Source organism: Siminovitchia sp. FSL W7-1587, from assembly GCF_037963795.1.
In the GTDB taxonomy this organism is placed as follows: domain Bacteria; phylum Bacillota; class Bacilli; order Bacillales; family Bacillaceae_C; genus Siminovitchia; species Siminovitchia thermophila.
In genome coordinates this window covers 2,570,447-2,586,411 of sequence record NZ_CP150169.1, presented here as the reverse complement: position 1 = coordinate 2,586,411, position 15,965 = coordinate 2,570,447, and the positions used below count along the sequence as shown (strand labels likewise).

Sequence of the window (15,965 nt, the reverse complement as noted above, 5' to 3'; positions counted from 1 at the left end):
CTTCATGTCAACTGTAACGAGCCAACCGGAAATGGACATGGACATTTTTAACACGCTTGAGTCAAACGTAAGGAGCTACAGCAGAAGTTTTCCCGCTGTTTTTAAAAAAGCAAAAGGATACAAGTTGTGGGACGTCAATGATAAAGAGTATATCGACTTTTTTGCCGGGGCCGGAGCTTTAAATTACGGTCATAACAACGAAAAATTGAAGCAATCCCTCATCAAATACTTGGAACAGGACGAAATTACACACAGTCTTGATATGGCCACTGTTGCAAGAGGCACCTTTTTGCGGAGGTTTCATGACATCATATTGAAACCGCGTCAACTCGAATATAAAGTGATGTTCCCCGGTCCCACTGGCACCAATACTGTGGAAAGCGCCTTAAAGATCGCCAGAAAAGTAACCGGTCGCAATACCGTAATCAGCTTTACAAATGCGTTTCACGGAATGACGATAGGCTCTCTCTCAGTAACTGGGAACGAAGCAAAAAGAAGCGGGGCTGGCATTCCTCTTTCCAACACCGTTTTTATGCCTTATGAAAACGCAGTCGAAAACGTTTCTTCCATCAAAATGATTGAACATTTTCTAGAAAACCGCAGCAGCGGTCTTGATTTGCCAGCGGCCATGATCCTTGAAACAGTCCAAGGAGAAGGGGGCATCAATGCAGCAAGTGATCAATGGCTGCAAAATATCGCTTCTATTTGCAGAATATTCGGTATACTGTTGATCGTTGACGATGTACAGGCGGGATGCGGAAGAACGGGGACATTTTTCAGCTTTGAACCCGCACGCATTAAACCAGATATCATTTGTCTATCCAAATCGATTGGCGGATATGGCTTGCCGATGGCTCTTACATTAATAAAACCCGAGTACGATATTTGGGAGCCGGGTGAACATAATGGAACGTTCCGCGGAAACAACCTGGCATTTGTTGCGGCTTCAGAGGCCTTGGATTATTGGAAAACAGATGATTTTTCCAAAGGCATTCAAACAAAAGCCGCTGAGATGACTCACTTTATTCAGAAGATCATTGAGGAATACCCGGAGTTGAAAGCGGAAAAAAGAGGCCGGGGATTGATGCAGGGAGTGGCATGTGCCAAAGACGAAATTTCCGAAAAAATCTGTGGAGAAGCTTTTAAACGAGGACTTTTGATGGAAACTTCCGGTCCAAAAGGAGAAGTATTCAAGTTCCTGCCGCCTTTAACGATTGATGAAGAAGGAATGACAAAAGGTCTTAATATAATAGATGAAAGCATTCAAGCCGCTTTAAAACAATGAAGGAGATGGAAAAATGATCGTTAGAACATTGGATGAAATTATTGGGACAGAAAACGAAGTAAAAGCGGACACTTGGGCAAGCCGCCGCCTTTTATTAAAATCGGATAACATGGGCTTTTCATTCCATGATACGATTATTTATGCAGGAACTGAAACTCATATTTGGTATAAAAACCACCTGGAAGCCGTATATTGCGTTGGCGGAGAAGGGGAAATCGAAACCGTTTCCGACGGCAAAGTCTATCCTCTGAAAGACGGGACAATGTACGCGCTTGATCAAAATGATGAACACTACTTACGAGCGACAAAAGATATGAGAATGATCTGTGTTTTCAATCCGCCACTTACCGGAAGAGAGACACATGACAAAGATGGTGTCTACCCTTTAGTAGAAGATTAATGTTCTCCCCTACAAACCCAAGCCGGGATCGGCTTGGGCTTTTTCATTTACACGATCCTTTTGATTAACTGTTATAATGCAGATTGTAAGTAGATTTGGAGAAATGGGGAACAGTCATGGAATTGAAATTTGCAAATGCGGAAAAAAGGGTACACGATACGCTCATCTTCCCTTCATTTAACCTGTCAGTCCATCCCGGGCAAGTGGTCGCTGTATATTCAAGTGTAAATATCCAGGAGCAAGTGTTGCATTTACTCCTCGGTAAAACGTTTCTTTCACGGGGAGAAATTCAGATGAATGGCAGCCCGTTAAAGCACCCGTCCAAAAATATGGGCTTTTTTTTCTTGAAGCCGAGTTTATACGAACGGCTTTCGATAGAAGAAATGCTTCGTTTTATAAAAAATATCTATAGTTCCAATCAAGACATTGAAACAATCATCAAAACGGTTCACCTTGAAAAAAAACGGAACACAAAAATTCATCAACTAACCTATTCGGAAACGAAGCGGGTGCAGCTTGGCTGCCTGCTCCTGCAAAATCCTGCGATTTATATTTTCGAAGAACCCGATCAAAACTTGGATTTGGAATCTAAACGAATATTTTTGTCCCTTCTGCATCAGCTTCGTGAATCAGATAAAAGTATTTTGATCCTGACGGGAAATATGGAAAGTGCCATTACGGCTGGTGATAAGGTGTATAAGTTAGACAACAGCGGATTAACATCCATTCAAATTGAAAGCGACCATTCGGAAAAAGCCGCTGACCCCATACAAAAGGAACAAGGAAGCGAAATGATGCAACCCGTTCAATTCAAAAAGATCCCGACCAAAATAAAGGATAAAATTGTCCTCTTTAACCCACCGGAAATTGATTATATTGAAAGCAGTGATGGGCAATCATTCTTGCATATAAAAGGCGAATCATTTTCAAGCGACTTTACATTGCAGGAATTGGAAAATCGGTTATTGCCTTTCGGATTTTTCCGTTGTCACCGTTCCTATATTGTCAATTTGCAAAAAGTGCGCGAAGTGATTACTTGGACAAGGAATAGCTACAGCCTTGTTTTGGATGACAGCAACAAATCGACAATTCCTTTGTCCAAATCAAAAATGGCTGTATTGAAGGAGATGCTTGGGCTGAAATAATGATTATTTCTCGGGAAATATGTCGATATAAAACTGCCGTTAATCATCAATGTACCTCATTGAAAATCATCAAGTTGCTTGAATACCCGATGATTGGTTTATCAACTTCCCTTATACTCCATTCACCTCATTATCAACTCCTTTCATCGACTTTTTAATGCTTGATGATTCATGATCTTGTAACCTGTAGATACACAAACGGATGAGGTGAAGGAAAACATGGAACATATTATTGAGGTCAAAGATTTGGTGAAAACTTTTGCCAATCGTCCTGCTCTGGAAGGCGTCGATTTCCAAGTAAAGAAAGGAGAGATCTTCGGGTTCTTGGGTCCGAGCGGATCAGGCAAAACCACAACCATTAAGATTTTAACAGGTCAACTGAACCCGACAACCGGTACAGCTACCGTTTTTGGAGAACCTGTTTCCAAGTTGAAAAATCCGGACTATCGGAAACGGTTTGGTGTTCTAACTGATAACAGCGGTTTATATGGAAGGCTATCTGTTTTAGATAATTTGAAGCTGTATTGTCATTTATATGATGTTCCGCACACAAGAATAGAAGAAGCTCTTACAATTGTAAATTTGGAAGAGGATAAAAACAGAAGAGTTTCTACATTATCAAAAGGGATGACACAGCGGGTCGCATTGGCACGCGCATTGTTGCACGAACCAGAGCTTTTGTTTTTGGATGAGCCGACATCAGCTCTTGATCCGACAAACACCCTCCATATATATGAAGGCCTGCGAGCATTAAACGCAAAAGGAACGACCATCTTTTTAACGACACATGACATGCATGAAGCAGATACTCTCTGTAATCGCATTGCATTTTTAAATAAAGGGAAAATTCAGTTATTAGATACACCCGATAACCTCAAAAGAAAATATTCCGAAGCCACTGTCACTGTGGAAATGACAAACGGACAAAAAGTCGTTGTTCCGACAGGTTCAGAAGGTGCAGATAAATTATATAGTCTGATGAAAACAGATCAAATAATGAGAATCCATTCAAACGAATCGACTTTAGGCGAAATTTTCATTCAAGTAACAGGGAGGAAGCTGGCATGACATTTTCATGGAAACGCGTAAACGCCATTTTTGTCAAGGATTATAAGGATTTTTCACGGAATATGGCGGTTTCAATTATCATTTTCTTTCCGCCTGTCCTCGCTGCCCTGTATAGTCGCATGGGCACCAGTTCGATTGAATCCATTTATATGATTTTCAACATGGGATTTGCCATGGTCGCAGCCTTTGTTCAAAGCTGTCTCATTGCGGAAGAAAAAGAGAAAAACACTTTAAGGGGACTGATGCTGTCTCCCGCCACCACAGCCGAAATTCTCAGCGGGAAAAGTTTACTGTCGTTCCTGTTGACGCTTTTCTCCATTGTTCTAAGTGCGATCTTTTTTGAATATCTTCCCAAGAACATTGGAATCATTGCTCTGGCTATCATCCTTTCATCGTTTTTTTATATCGGTTTAGGGACATTATTGGGCCTTTATGCGAAGTCTATTATGGAGGCCTCCGCACTTGTCCTGCCTGTTATTATCGTTTTTTCCGCTGGAACATTTTCCAAGTCACTGGCTGAACAGTATCCCGTGTTGAAAGCGGCCAATTATTTGCCGAACGTACAGTTGCTTGATATTGCGACAAAAGTGGAAGCAAACGCGGGCGGCGCAGATGTACTTTCGCATTTTGCGATTATCGCTGCTTGGGTCATTATCATTTCTCTATTAACAGTGATCATCTTTCGTAAACGAATGGTCGATTAACGAGCCGAGCACTATGCCGTTGCGGCCGGACGTTTTAGCCTATAACCTGAATCAGGCGAAGCAAACCAACGAGGTTCCTTCGCCTGATTTTAGATTTGCAAAATGCCCAGCCTAGTGGGAGCCATTCTCTAAACAACCATGCCAATCCCTTCAAACGGAACATCCCTGTTACAGCCAGAAAGTGCGAATCATGCCTCTTCGACACCGCACCAATCAATGATGTGAGCGGCTAACACTTTTGCCGTGTCGATGACACTGTCAATTTCGACATATTCGTCTGGCCCGTGCATATTGGCACATTTTGGCCCAAATACGAGACCCGGCTTATCGTAATACTGGGTAAATCTCGCGTCATTTCCGGCTGCCCGTCCGGCGACTTCCACTTCACGCCCCAATATGCTTTCAGCCGTCTGTTTAAATGACTGGATATAAGGATGTTCGGGATTTTGGTTCCATGCTTCTGTTGTCCATCCGTACCATTCTAATTGGGGAGGGTTTTGCTGAAGCCACTCGTCTTCTTCAGCAGCCTGTTGAATTGTTTTTTCAACAAGTTGTTTGATCTCCGCTCGCGTTTCTGATGGAATAAACCCGATTCTGCATTCAAGGACTGCTTCACCCGGCACATTGGAAGCCCAGTCGCCTCCCTGTAAAGTGCCCAAGTTCAAATGAACAGATTGGCCGGAACCTTTATGAAACAGTTCAAAATAGACTTCCTTTGCTCTTTTTTCCGCCAATGTTTCCAAGGCGCTGTATACTTTATACATTTTGCTAATGGCATTCACACCTAAATGCGCCATCCCGGCATGCGCCGTTTTTCCGAGCACTCTTACCCGAAAATACATGACACCGGCATGTGCCACAGTCAGCCTTAAAGCGTGGGGTTCCGTTGCAATAAAGCCATCTGTTACATACCCTGCTTCCAATAATGAAAGGGTGCCGCCGGCTCCTCCCGCTTCTTCTTCGATGACGCTTTGAAGCTGAACTTCCCCTTTTGGCTTGAGACCAAGATCCAATAAAGCCTTTAAAGCAAACCAATTGGCCAGCAGTCCCGCTTTCATATCTCCAGAACCCCTGCCGTACAATTTATTTCCTTCGATTTCACCGCCCCATGGGTCCTTTGTCCATTTCTCCACAGGTTCAGGGGAAACAACATCGACATGGCCGTTTAATGCTAAAGAAGGCGTATTTTTTGTCGTCCCTTTCCAAACGCCAATGATATTTTTCCGTCCTTCAAATGAAAGCCCTGAACTGCTGAATGCAGGATGATTCCGAATTTTTTCATATCGCGGCTGTATCTCTTCCACTCGTAATCCAATTTCCTCATATCTTTTCTTCATATATTCCTGCATGGCCTGCTCATTGCCAATCACGCTTGGAATTTGTACCGCTTTCACAATTGCTCCGATTAAGTCCTGCTTATGTTTTTCTATATAGTCCAATACCTGCTTTTTGGTGTCTCGCAACAGCTGTTACCTCTCTTTCTATGAATGTCCAATTCTATTATAGAACAAATCCAGTCCTCATTTCAGCCAAAAATACCGGCAGGCAAAGGAACATTGAATATATAGCGGAATAAAACGAAGAAAAACACACTGACCGCCATTGCGCTCCAAGCTGAATGAAACACCCTCCTATTACCGGGCTTATCCTCTCCCATCATTAAATACCATGTAAATACCGAAAGATAAATGATGCTGGCCAATAAAAAGCCTAGTAAACCTATGAGTACGACATATGCGACCATGCCCAAACCAATAATAAACAGTTGACGTTTATGAATATGTTCGAACAGCTTTGGGCGTTCTTTTCTTACTAAAACGACTGCCAAATACATCACACTAAGAAACAGCAAAATGATACTTACTGTGCGCGGAAAAAGGTAGCTCATTTCATTTAGTCCCTTTGTTTTCCATATGGCGGCCAACGATAAAAACACCAGGACCAGAGAGAACACAAGATCATACGACATGTTTCGCCTGATCACTTCAAACACCTTCTCTCGCTTTTGATTTCAGAATACTTGACACGATTGGACCTGCTATAGAAATGATACATAAAATGATTAAAACAACCGTAACAGGCCTGGAAAAAAACAGTGTCCAGATGTTTCCAGACGCTTTTCCAAGCAAAATCGATTGGATCAACCCTCTTTCGGCAATCGGCCCCAGTATGAGGCCAAGCACAATCGGGGCTGGATGAAAACCGGCATTTTTCAAGACATAAGCTATTAAGCCAAACCCAACGAGCATGGCAACATCCAACAAACTGTTTCTGATCGTATAAGTTCCCACAACCGTCAAAAAGACAATGGAGGGAGCAAGATACCAGATAGGCAGCGTAAGCACATTTCCAATCGTTTGTGAACCGATTAGACCAAAGAACAACATGATCACGTTTGCCAAAATAAACGCGATTAAAAAGGTATAAACGAGCCCCGGATGGTCGTTCATAAGGTTTGGTCCGGGGGTAATTCCTTGCATCATAAGCGCTCCAAGCATGATAGCGGCCGGTGGCGCTCCCGGAATGCCGAGTGACAAAAGCGGAACCAGTGATCCTCCGACCTCTGCGTTATTGGAAGTTTCAGCCGCCATTACTCCGTCCATATTTCCCTTGCCAAATGATTTTTTGTCTTTGGAAAACCGAATGGCAGCATCATAAGAGAGCAGTGCTGCCACATTGCCGCCGGCTCCGGGAATAATGCCGGTAATAATGCCGATAAGCGACGAACGAATGAAAAAAACCGGTTTTTTGATGATATAGAAAAAGATTTTCTTAGAAATGCCCTTTTCTTTTTTTAGCGCCTTTTGCGGCTTGATTTTATTTTCAATCATTGAAATTACTTCCGGGACACAAAAGAACGCGATTAATATGACAACCATATCCAACCCCGATTGCAGGCCGGAAAAGCCGAACGTGTATCTGGATTCCCCACCAACTGGAGAGATTCCGACCGTTCCCAACAACAACCCGATACAACCCCCAATCAATCCCTTTAGCAAAGATCCCGAAGAAAGGGTGGCAATCATCGTTAAGCCTAGTACCGCCACCCAAAAATATTCCGAAGGGCCAAAGCTGAGCGCCCACTTTGCTAATATGGGCGTTAAAAACAAAAGAGCCATACCACCGATAATCCCGCCTATTCCCGAACTCATGGCCGCGGCGATAAGAGCATGGGCGGCTTTCCCTTTTTTCGCCAATGGAAATCCGTCAAAGGTGGTGGCGATTGCGGACGGTGTACCGGGGGTATTGATCAATATGGCTGAGATACAGCCGCCATAAATGCCGCCCACATATAAGCCGCCCATCGTCATCAGTGACATCTCCGGCTGCATCGTAAAAGTAAAAGGCAACAGAAGTGCCAAAGCCATCGTGGCGGTTAACCCGGGTAATGCCCCCACAATCATGCCCACTAATACCCCGGTGCATAAGAGCAGGATATTGAAAGGGTCCGTTAATGAGCTCATCACAGATGGAATCGAATCAATCATCTTTGCGCCTCCCGTTCTGTATCTCAGGGCTTATTCCAGGACCAATTGGGCGGTGGTCACTCAACCTTTGCCTATATGATTATTCCATTCCTGTATAGAAAGTTCCGCATTGCCTCATTTTCAATAATTGGCAGCATGTAACCCTACTGTTTTTCCAAAATATCCGCAAACTCCTTCGTTTTCTGTTCAATATATTGGACTGATTCTTCATGGCCCATTGCTTTTGGCTCAAAGCCTTCCTCATACATCTGATCTTTCACCCCCGGCTCCTCCAATATGTTCAGGAAAGCCTTTTCCAATTTGTGAATGATCTTTAGATCGGTATCCGGCGGCGCTCCTACCCCGCGATCAATCGAGGCGGTAATATCGTAACCCTCTTCGATAAATGTAGGAACTTCCGGCATCGGTTCGAATGTTTCTTCAGACCCGATGGCAAGAATTTTCATGTCTTCGGTATATTTTAATAAATCGCTGGAATTCGCCAATACAGCGTCCGTATTGCCTCCCAGAAAAGCTTGCATAGATGGGCCCGCCCCGTCAAACGGCACATATTGCAACTCAATCCCTGCCACATCTTGAAGCTGTAAAAAGGCGATATGATGGCCGGAATAGTTGCCTGATCCCGCGACCGTGATCGACCCCGGATTTTCCTTTGCTTTTTGAATAAAGTCATCCAACGAGTCAATCCCGCTGTCTTTACCGATAGTCAACGCGATTGGCGTTGTCTGGAAAATGGCTATAGGCACAATATCCTCTGTTTGATACCCTGTATCTTCATTGGCAAGCGGCTGCAGGATGATATGCGGGATGTTGATGCCTGCGAGAAAATATCCATCCGCCTTTTGATTCACCAACTCACTCCAGCCTACAGAACCACCACCGCCAGGTTTATATTGAATAACAATTTTTTGCTTTAAATATTTCTCCAGAAATGACTGCTGCCGCCGGGCCTCGATATCAGACTGTCCGCCTGGTTCAAACGGGATGCTGTACGTAATGGATTTTTCAGGAAACTGCCCTTTTCCATTTCCGCCACTTGCAGAACAAGACATTAATAACAAAGCGGCGCAAATAAATGAAACAGCAGTTACCCACTTTTTCTTCATGGGGTAAACCTCCCTTGCTCGGATACGGCAAATTCTTAATGATTATATTCAGATTGACGGAAGATGATTCGAACTTTATGGAGATGAAAAAGATCAAAGCGCCATACATGAGCTCCTCGGGAACAATCCATTATCTTCCAACCCACAACCCCATAAGGTTTTTTTCGGTTTAACCCCAAAAAGATTATTGTTTTAATGTTGTTATCTTAACTTCTTATTCTATAGATTCCCCTGGATTACCATAAACAAAGAGTCTGAGACACAACTCAATCAGCTGATGAAAAAACGAACAATAAAGTGAAACTTCATTCAGTAGGGCTCCTACTGAATGTTAGTTGAACCAATCGGGCATTTAGGTGCCGTTTTCTCCCACTTAGGGCTTTTGTATTCACTCAAGATTTTGAAGTGGGAGCCTTACGGCACCTTACATGCGGGATAAATTATCCCAGGTATAATACGCAAGCTTTTAGCGTAGTCAAAATAGGTAGACTCCTGCGGGAATAGCTCGAGCTGAAGATCCCGCAGGAAAGCGATCTTTGCTTTCCGAGGAAGCTGAAGCCGTGCCCGCGGAAAGCGAAATATGTTGACGTAGCGATGTTAGGGATTTTTTACACAAATAAACCGAACAATTCATTTATAATTGTTCGGTTTTTGCTATTTCGTATTTGCTTATGTCCCAGCCCCTACAATATACATATGTGGTTAGACATCTCGTCCTTTACGTTCAAAAAAAAACAACCTCTTGAAAAATGTCGTTAGGTTTTACACCTGATGTAAAGCTCGGTGATACTAGTACATATTTAAAAAAGCTAAAAATATTTCCGTAAATGTTTTTTGTTTAAAATTATGTATAATCTTATTAAAAGGAGATGATCATAATGATAAAGTACAGACGTTTTTTATATCTCAGCTTTATCGTTTCTATAAGCATAGTCTTAATCTCTCCTTCTCAAGGAAAATCGTATGGACTTCCTTTTAACTGGGTAATACATCATGGACCTAATAAATTAACTACTACATTCCTCCTTTTTTCTCCTAAGAATTTATCAACTACTGAATTTATCCCCTCTGCATTTTTATTAAATGTGTTTATTATCTATTTCTTAATAATTGGAGTATATAAATTTTTGACAAAGATAAATAAAAATCGTCAAACAAATTAATTTTATAAATTTGCTCTTTCATTGCGTTCCAAAAACTTCTCCTTAAAAACTAAAGAGTCCAATAATTCAAAACCCAAGAATGTTGATTTTAAAGCTTGGGTTTTACTTTTTGATTTTCAGTTTCCATGAAAAATTTGTTGACATTTTTTCTAACTAAGGATAATATCTATGTAACAATTGAATTTGAAATTCTCTTATAAAGAGCGGCGGAGGGACTGGCCCTGTGAAGCCCGGCAACCATTCTTGTTTGACGAAACAAGAACAGGTGCTAAATCCTGCAAAATACTGTTGTATTTTGAAAGATAAGAGAGGTAAACCGATTTACTTACAATGTATATCCATGCCTCTCATTTTGGGAGGCATTTTTCATTTTGAAGAAAAAACCTCCCCGTATGTGATTTTCAACATACGCCTTAAATGCAGACTAAATATATAAAGAAAAGAGGAAATGACATGCACAAATGGTTATTAACTAGTTTCGTTGTGTTGCTAGCACTTACCCTTGCCGCATGCGGTGGAGGAAAAAGCAGTGAAAAAGAAACTGTAAATAAAGAATCAACATCTGAAGGTCTTCTCAGCGACGGCAAATTGACAGTCGGCGTAACGGCCGGACCGCACGAGCAAATTGTGGAAAAAGTAAAAGAGCTTGCAGCAAAAGAAGATTTGGAAATAGAAGTAAAAGTTTTCACCGACTATGTCATGCCGAATATCGCTTTGGACGAAAAAGAGCTTGATCTCAACGTATTTCAGACGATACCTTATTTAGATCAATTTAAAAAGGACAGAAACCTGGATCTTGTAAATGTGGGCGAAACAGTAACGTTCCCGATGGGTATTTATTCTTCCAAAGTAAAAGATGTGCAAAAACTGCAAAAAGGGGCAAAGCTCGGTTTGCCTAACGATCCTACAAACGGCGGCCGCGCTCTCGTTTTATTCGAAAAAGCCGAATTGATTACACTAAAAGAAGGCTCGGGAAACACGCCAACTGTCAAAGATATCGAAGAAAACAAAAACAACTTTGAATTTGTGGAATTGGAAGCATCCCAAATTCCCCGTCAGTTGGAAGAACTGGATGCGGCGGCGATTAATACCAATTATGCGATCGAACATGGATTCAAACCTGGAAAAGATGCTATCTTTATCGAATCGAAAGATTCTCCATGGGTAAATATTGTTACGGCAAGAGCCGAGTCCAAAGACGACGAAGCGATTCAAAAGTTTTTGGATGTGTACCGCTCTGATGAAACAAAACAATTTATTGATGAAACATTTGAAGGATCTGTCATTCCTTCCTGGTAAGGAATGAAGGGGGCCACCCGTCCCCGAATATTCTTCCAGCCATTACGGGTTTGAAAATAAAGCATGAAGGAGCAAATACACATGATCGAATTGGCGGGAATTTCAAAGACATTTAAAGGCAAGCAAGGCTCTATTCACGCATTAAAGAATGTGTCACTTTCAGTGAAAAAGGGTGAAATATACGGTGTCATTGGATACAGCGGCGCAGGAAAAAGCACGCTCATCCGTTGCGTCAATTTATTGGAAAAACCGGATACGGGTTCTGTAAAAGTAAAAGGGATCGATTTAACAAAGCTGTCTACCAAAAAACTTCGCGAAGCCCGCAGTAACATCGGAATGATTTTTCAAGGCTTTAATTTGTTAAAGACGGCTACTGTTTATGAAAATATCGCCCTGCCGCTGAAACTTGCCGGATTCAGCAAAAAGGAAGTGGAAGAGCGGGTCAAGAAATATATAAAAATCGTTGGACTCGACGAAAAGCATCATGCCTACCCGGCCGAACTGTCCGGCGGGCAAAAACAACGGGTAGCCATTGCCCGTGCGTTGGCTTTCGAGCCCGAAGTCCTTTTAAGTGACGAAGCGACAAGCGCATTGGACCCTGATACAACGGAGGCCATTCTGGAATTGCTGTTAAAAATCAATAAAGAGCTCGGCATCACGATTTTGTTGATTACGCATGAAATGAACGTCATCCAACGAATTTGCGACCGTGTGGCCGTCATGGAAAAAGGGGAAGTAATCGAGGAAGGAAAAACGAAAGACCTCTTTACTTCACCGCAACATCCGACGACGAAGCGGTTTGTCAGCAATCTGTTTACACATAAAATACCAAACGACATGCTGGAAAAATTAAATGAAAGCGGCCAAGTCGTTACTCTCTCTTTCTTCGGGGAATCAAGCGGCGAACCAGCGTTGGCCACTGTTACAAAGAAGTTTGATATATATCCAAACATTCTATCAGGCAGCATTACACATTTAAAAGAAGATACCTTTGGCCAGCTTGTCGTTCATATGAAAGGTGATCCGGCCGAAATTCATAAAGCCATTCGGTATTTGGAACAAGATCAGGTTCATGTGGAAGGTGTGAAGATTAGTGACGAAAATAAACGAGTTTCTTGACAACTGGGGCGCTGATATTTGGGAAGCCATCATCCAAACCTTCCAAATGGTCGGAATCTCTTTAGGAATATCCATTTTAATTGGCTTGCCTTTGGGAATCATGCTTGTTTTGACCCGTCCGGGAAAAGCTCTCGGCAATAAATTTGTTTTTGGTGTTTTAAACGTATTGATTAATATTATCCGTTCAGTTCCATTTATTATTTTGTTGTTCTTTATTTTGCCTTTTACAAAATTCATTGTCGGAGTAACGATTGGTGTAAAAGGGGTGATCGTGCCGCTCGTTATTTATACAGCGCCCTATATCGCCCGCTTAATGGAAACCGCCCTCTTAGAGGTGGACCGCGGAGTGATTGAAGCATACGAAGCGATGGGGATGAAAACAAGGCATATCGTATGGCACGTGCTTGTAAGGGAGTCCCGCTCATCCATCATTCTTGGTTTAACCATTGCCACCATCTCCTTAATCGGAGCAACGGCCATGGCGGGACTTGTCGGCGGCGGCGGTCTTGGCGACCTTGCTTACCGCTACGGACACCTCCGTTACGAAGTCGATGTGATGTATGTAACAGTCATCTTGCTCATCATCCTTGTGCAAGGGCTACAGTCGCTTGGCAACCGCTTGGCAGCCAAATTGAAAAAAGACTAATCAACCATCAAAAAAAGAAAAGAGGAATGGCAATATGAAAAAGTGGCTCTTATCCAGTTTACTCCTCATACTGATCGCCGCCCTTACAGCTTGCGGAGGCGGCGACAAAGAAAACGCGGGAGATAAAGACGAAAAAGCGAAAGACCTGCTCAGTGACGGAAAGCTGACTGTAGGTGTCACCGCAGGTGAACATGAGGAAATCATGGAAAAAGTAAAAGAACTGGCCGCAGATAAAGACCTGGAAATTGATATAAAAACTTTTTCCGACTATCTCATTGTGAACGAAGCACTGGCACAAGGAGATCTTGATCTGAACGTATTCCAACATGAACCTTATATGAACAAACAAAAAGAAGATCGCAACTACGATATCGTCAACGTCGGAAATACGATTACGACCCCGATGGGTGTATATTCCAATAAAGTGAAAGATCTCGGCGAACTGAAAAAAGGCGCAAAGCTGGGATTGCCCAGCGACCCGACCAATGGCGGCCGCTCCCTCCTATTATTTGAAAAAGCCGGACTGATCAAACTGAAGAAAGGCGCTGGCGATACACCATCCGTCAAGGACATTGAAGAAAACAAAAAGGATTATGAATTTGTAGAATTGGAAGCCGCGCAAATTCCACACCAATTGGATGATTTGGATGCGGCGGCCATCAATTCCAACTACGCGATTGAAAGTGGACTCGTTCCAACAGAAGACGCCATCTTTATGGAAGAAAAAGATTCCCCGTGGGTGAATATTGTTGCCGCCAGAGCGGAAAGTAAAGATGACCCTGCGATTAAGCAATTTTTGGAAGTATACCAGTCAGAAGAAGTCAAACAATTTATTGATGAAACATATAAGGGTGCCGTTATTCCCGGATGGTAATTGGGAAGGTACCGAACTAACCGGAAAGGCGGATGTAGCACAAATAGGGCTGCCCCCGCCTTTTTGCCATGTTGATAGAGAATAGATCACCAAATACGACGAAAATTGACTTACCTAACTTCTATGTTACGATAGGCTTAATATGTACTTTTTATAAAAGGGTGGGAAGAGAATGCCGCAAATAGTACCAACGGGAAAGCCTATTTATTCATTTAGCAAAGAACACGAACCCGTTATAAAGGTGGACTCGGGAACCAGGTTGGTAGTTGAAGCTTACGACTGCTTTGAAAATCAAATCCAGTCCGATCATACAACGATGAACAGTATTGATTGGAACCGAATTAATCCCGCAACTGGCCCCATTTACGTAGAATCGGCCAAGCCGGGAGATGTATTGGCTGTAACGATTCACAGTATTGAAATTGGGGAAAGTGGCGTGCTTGCTACTGGACCAAATTTGGGTGTCATGGGCCATCGAATCGATGAATTTACCGTGAAAATCACTCCAATCGAAGACAACTATGCCATTTTTAATGAAAAAGTGAAAATCCCGCTTAATAAAATGATTGGTGTGATAGGTGTTGCTCCTGAGGACGATGCCGTGCCTTGCGGCACACCGGGAAGCCATGGCGGAAACCTGGATACACTTCTCATTGCAGAGGGAGCGACCATCTATTTCCCTATTTTTCACGAAGGGGCTTTGTTTGGCCTGGGAGATATGCATGCAGCAATGGGAGACGGAGAAATTGGTGTATCCGGTATCGAAGTTCCGGGAAAAGCGGATATAACCTTACAAGTATTCAAAGGAAAAAGCTTGAAGCACCCCGTGGTTAAAAATTCAGATGGTCTGAGTCAATTAGTATCAGCCAAGACATTGGACGAAGCCGCCAAAACGGCCGTGGAAGAAATGGTCGATCTGCTCCTTCCCCATACAGACCTTGAACTGAGCGAAATGACGATGCTATTAAGCGCGATTGGACATACTCAAATCTCGCAGATTGTTGACCCTTTGTTAACGGCTAGGTTCTTTGTACCCCAATGGTTTTTAGATACGTATAACATAAAGATATTTGGTTAAAAATCCCGTATAGAAAAACAAAGGAGTTGTCCATTAAGTCGATTTTTTCGGCCATTGGGCGCTTCTTTTTTTATTTAAAAACGTTGTGAAGGACCTCGCCTGTATCCTTTTTAAACAGTGGCGATTGGACATGTGTGTGGCAGCATACCAAGAAATTAGACGAGACACTGATTGTTCCTGAAGCAAAGTAGATGTTCATCATTACATTTTGCTAAAATCGGTAACCTGTTTTGTTTTTTTTGGCAGAGTTAAAGGTTTTAACCGGACTTTATCCGGACGTCGTTAAGCGTATAGAAAAAGATGAGGCCTCATAGTTTTTTGGTTAATTTGTTAATAGCAAATTGAAAAGCAAAAAAAGGAATGCGAGTATTGGTGCTGAATGGATCATTGATGAAAAAAGCATAACCAAATGTGATAGCTGTAACGATAAATAAAAGAACGTGCCATAATTGGTTTTTTTGAAGGTGGTTGATATTTAGCAAAGTTAAATATCGAGTTTACAAACCATAAATATGAATTTGCAATGAGGAGTTCAGAAAATATATTGGAAAATAATGGGAATTCCTATAACTCCTGTACATCTGAACGAG

14 protein-coding genes and 1 riboswitch are annotated in these 15,965 nt (G+C 42.5%); of the genes, 10 read left to right on the top strand and 4 right to left on the bottom strand.

The window, feature by feature from the left end:
• Nucleotides 1-4 precede the first annotated feature (4 nt).
• The 5 genes from ectB to NST31_RS12150 all read left to right on the top strand — a co-directional run bounded on the left by ectB (nucleotide 5) and on the right by NST31_RS12150 (nucleotide 4,602).
• On the top strand, nucleotides 5-1,285 hold the full coding sequence (ectB, locus tag NST31_RS12170; protein ID WP_339160853.1) for a diaminobutyrate--2-oxoglutarate transaminase: 1,281 nt from the start codon (nucleotides 5-7) through the stop codon (nucleotides 1,283-1,285).
• A 13-nt stretch (nucleotides 1,286-1,298) separates the two neighbouring features.
• Complete coding sequence (locus NST31_RS12165; protein ID WP_077109464.1) at nucleotides 1,299-1,685, top strand: ectoine synthase; 387 nt, start codon at nucleotides 1,299-1,301, stop codon at nucleotides 1,683-1,685.
• A gap of 116 nt (nucleotides 1,686-1,801) precedes the next feature.
• Entirely contained in the window at nucleotides 1,802-2,830 is a 1,029-nt protein-coding gene (locus NST31_RS12160) for a LytTR family transcriptional regulator DNA-binding domain-containing protein (protein ID WP_205179493.1), read from the top strand.
• Nucleotides 2,831-3,049: 219 nt separating this feature from the next.
• The gene (locus NST31_RS12155) at nucleotides 3,050-3,898 is read left to right on the top strand and encodes an ABC transporter ATP-binding protein (protein ID WP_205179485.1); all 849 of its coding nucleotides are present in this window, start codon (nucleotides 3,050-3,052) and stop codon (nucleotides 3,896-3,898) included.
• On the top strand, nucleotides 3,895-4,602 hold the full coding sequence (locus tag NST31_RS12150; protein ID WP_205179477.1) for an ABC transporter permease: 708 nt from the start codon (nucleotides 3,895-3,897) through the stop codon (nucleotides 4,600-4,602). Before NST31_RS12155 ends, NST31_RS12150 begins: the two co-directional genes overlap by 4 nt.
• Before the next feature lie 188 nt (nucleotides 4,603-4,790).
• On the opposite strand, the gene NST31_RS12145 is transcribed toward NST31_RS12150, so the two are convergent.
• The 4 genes from NST31_RS12145 to NST31_RS12130 all read right to left on the bottom strand — a co-directional run bounded on the left by NST31_RS12145 (nucleotide 4,791) and on the right by NST31_RS12130 (nucleotide 9,196).
• The gene (locus tag NST31_RS12145) at nucleotides 4,791-6,065 is read right to left on the bottom strand and encodes an ArgE/DapE family deacylase (protein ID WP_077109460.1); all 1,275 of its coding nucleotides are present in this window, start codon (nucleotides 6,063-6,065) and stop codon (nucleotides 4,791-4,793) included.
• Nucleotides 6,066-6,127: 62 nt separating this feature from the next.
• Nucleotides 6,128-6,586 carry a tripartite tricarboxylate transporter TctB family protein gene (locus tag NST31_RS12140; protein WP_077109459.1) on the bottom strand — a complete coding sequence of 153 codons (459 nt, stop codon included), beginning with the start codon at nucleotides 6,584-6,586 and terminating at the stop codon, nucleotides 6,128-6,130.
• Nucleotide 6,587: 1 nt separating this feature from the next.
• The gene (locus NST31_RS12135) at nucleotides 6,588-8,090 is read right to left on the bottom strand and encodes a tripartite tricarboxylate transporter permease (RefSeq protein WP_205179475.1); all 1,503 of its coding nucleotides are present in this window, start codon (nucleotides 8,088-8,090) and stop codon (nucleotides 6,588-6,590) included.
• Nucleotides 8,091-8,233: 143 nt separating this feature from the next.
• Complete coding sequence (locus NST31_RS12130; protein ID WP_205179473.1) at nucleotides 8,234-9,196, bottom strand: tripartite tricarboxylate transporter substrate binding protein; 963 nt, start codon at nucleotides 9,194-9,196, stop codon at nucleotides 8,234-8,236.
• Nucleotides 9,197-10,550: 1,354 nt separating this feature from the next.
• Nucleotides 10,551-10,668, top strand: a riboswitch (SAM riboswitch).
• A gap of 144 nt (nucleotides 10,669-10,812) precedes the next feature.
• Here NST31_RS12130 and NST31_RS12125 point away from each other — a divergent pair.
• From NST31_RS12125 to NST31_RS12105, 5 genes are all read left to right on the top strand, one after another.
• Nucleotides 10,813-11,658 carry a MetQ/NlpA family ABC transporter substrate-binding protein gene (locus tag NST31_RS12125; protein ID WP_205179471.1) on the top strand — a complete coding sequence of 282 codons (846 nt, stop codon included), beginning with the start codon at nucleotides 10,813-10,815 and terminating at the stop codon, nucleotides 11,656-11,658.
• Between the two features lie 81 nt (nucleotides 11,659-11,739).
• Entirely contained in the window at nucleotides 11,740-12,777 is a 1,038-nt protein-coding gene (locus NST31_RS12120; protein WP_205179469.1) for a methionine ABC transporter ATP-binding protein, read from the top strand.
• Nucleotides 12,761-13,423 (top strand): methionine ABC transporter permease, encoded by a 663-nt coding sequence (locus NST31_RS12115; protein ID WP_205179527.1) that lies wholly within the window; start codon nucleotides 12,761-12,763, stop codon nucleotides 13,421-13,423. The genes NST31_RS12120 and NST31_RS12115 overlap by 17 nt, the downstream gene beginning before the upstream one ends.
• A gap of 34 nt (nucleotides 13,424-13,457) precedes the next feature.
• Nucleotides 13,458-14,297: a MetQ/NlpA family ABC transporter substrate-binding protein gene (locus NST31_RS12110; protein ID WP_205179468.1), complete on the top strand. Its 840-nt coding sequence runs from the start codon at nucleotides 13,458-13,460 to the stop codon at nucleotides 14,295-14,297.
• Between the two features lie 172 nt (nucleotides 14,298-14,469).
• Entirely contained in the window at nucleotides 14,470-15,375 is a 906-nt protein-coding gene (locus NST31_RS12105) for an acetamidase/formamidase family protein (RefSeq protein ID WP_205179467.1), read from the top strand.
• The last annotated feature ends 590 nt before the right edge of the window (nucleotides 15,376-15,965 follow it).

Excerpts from the sequence above, each read along its gene's own strand:
- ectB (WP_339160853.1), top strand. The coding sequence starts at position 5 with ATGTCAACTGTAACGAGCCAACCGGAAATGGACATGGACATTTTTAAC.
- NST31_RS12165 (WP_077109464.1), top strand. The coding sequence starts at position 1,299 with ATGATCGTTAGAACATTGGATGAAATTATTGGGACAGAAAACGAAGTA.
- NST31_RS12160 (WP_205179493.1), top strand. The coding sequence starts at position 1,802 with ATGGAATTGAAATTTGCAAATGCGGAAAAAAGGGTACACGATACGCTC.
- NST31_RS12155 (WP_205179485.1), top strand. The coding sequence starts at position 3,050 with ATGGAACATATTATTGAGGTCAAAGATTTGGTGAAAACTTTTGCCAAT.
- NST31_RS12150 (WP_205179477.1), top strand. The coding sequence starts at position 3,895 with ATGACATTTTCATGGAAACGCGTAAACGCCATTTTTGTCAAGGATTAT.
- NST31_RS12135 (WP_205179475.1), bottom strand. The coding sequence starts at position 8,090 with ATGATTGATTCGATTCCATCTGTGATGAGCTCATTAACGGACCCTTTC.
- NST31_RS12130 (WP_205179473.1), bottom strand. The coding sequence starts at position 9,196 with ATGAAGAAAAAGTGGGTAACTGCTGTTTCATTTATTTGCGCCGCTTTG.
- NST31_RS12125 (WP_205179471.1), top strand. The coding sequence starts at position 10,813 with ATGCACAAATGGTTATTAACTAGTTTCGTTGTGTTGCTAGCACTTACC.
- NST31_RS12120 (WP_205179469.1), top strand. The coding sequence starts at position 11,740 with ATGATCGAATTGGCGGGAATTTCAAAGACATTTAAAGGCAAGCAAGGC.
- NST31_RS12110 (WP_205179468.1), top strand. The coding sequence starts at position 13,458 with ATGAAAAAGTGGCTCTTATCCAGTTTACTCCTCATACTGATCGCCGCC.
- NST31_RS12105 (WP_205179467.1), top strand. The coding sequence starts at position 14,470 with ATGCCGCAAATAGTACCAACGGGAAAGCCTATTTATTCATTTAGCAAA.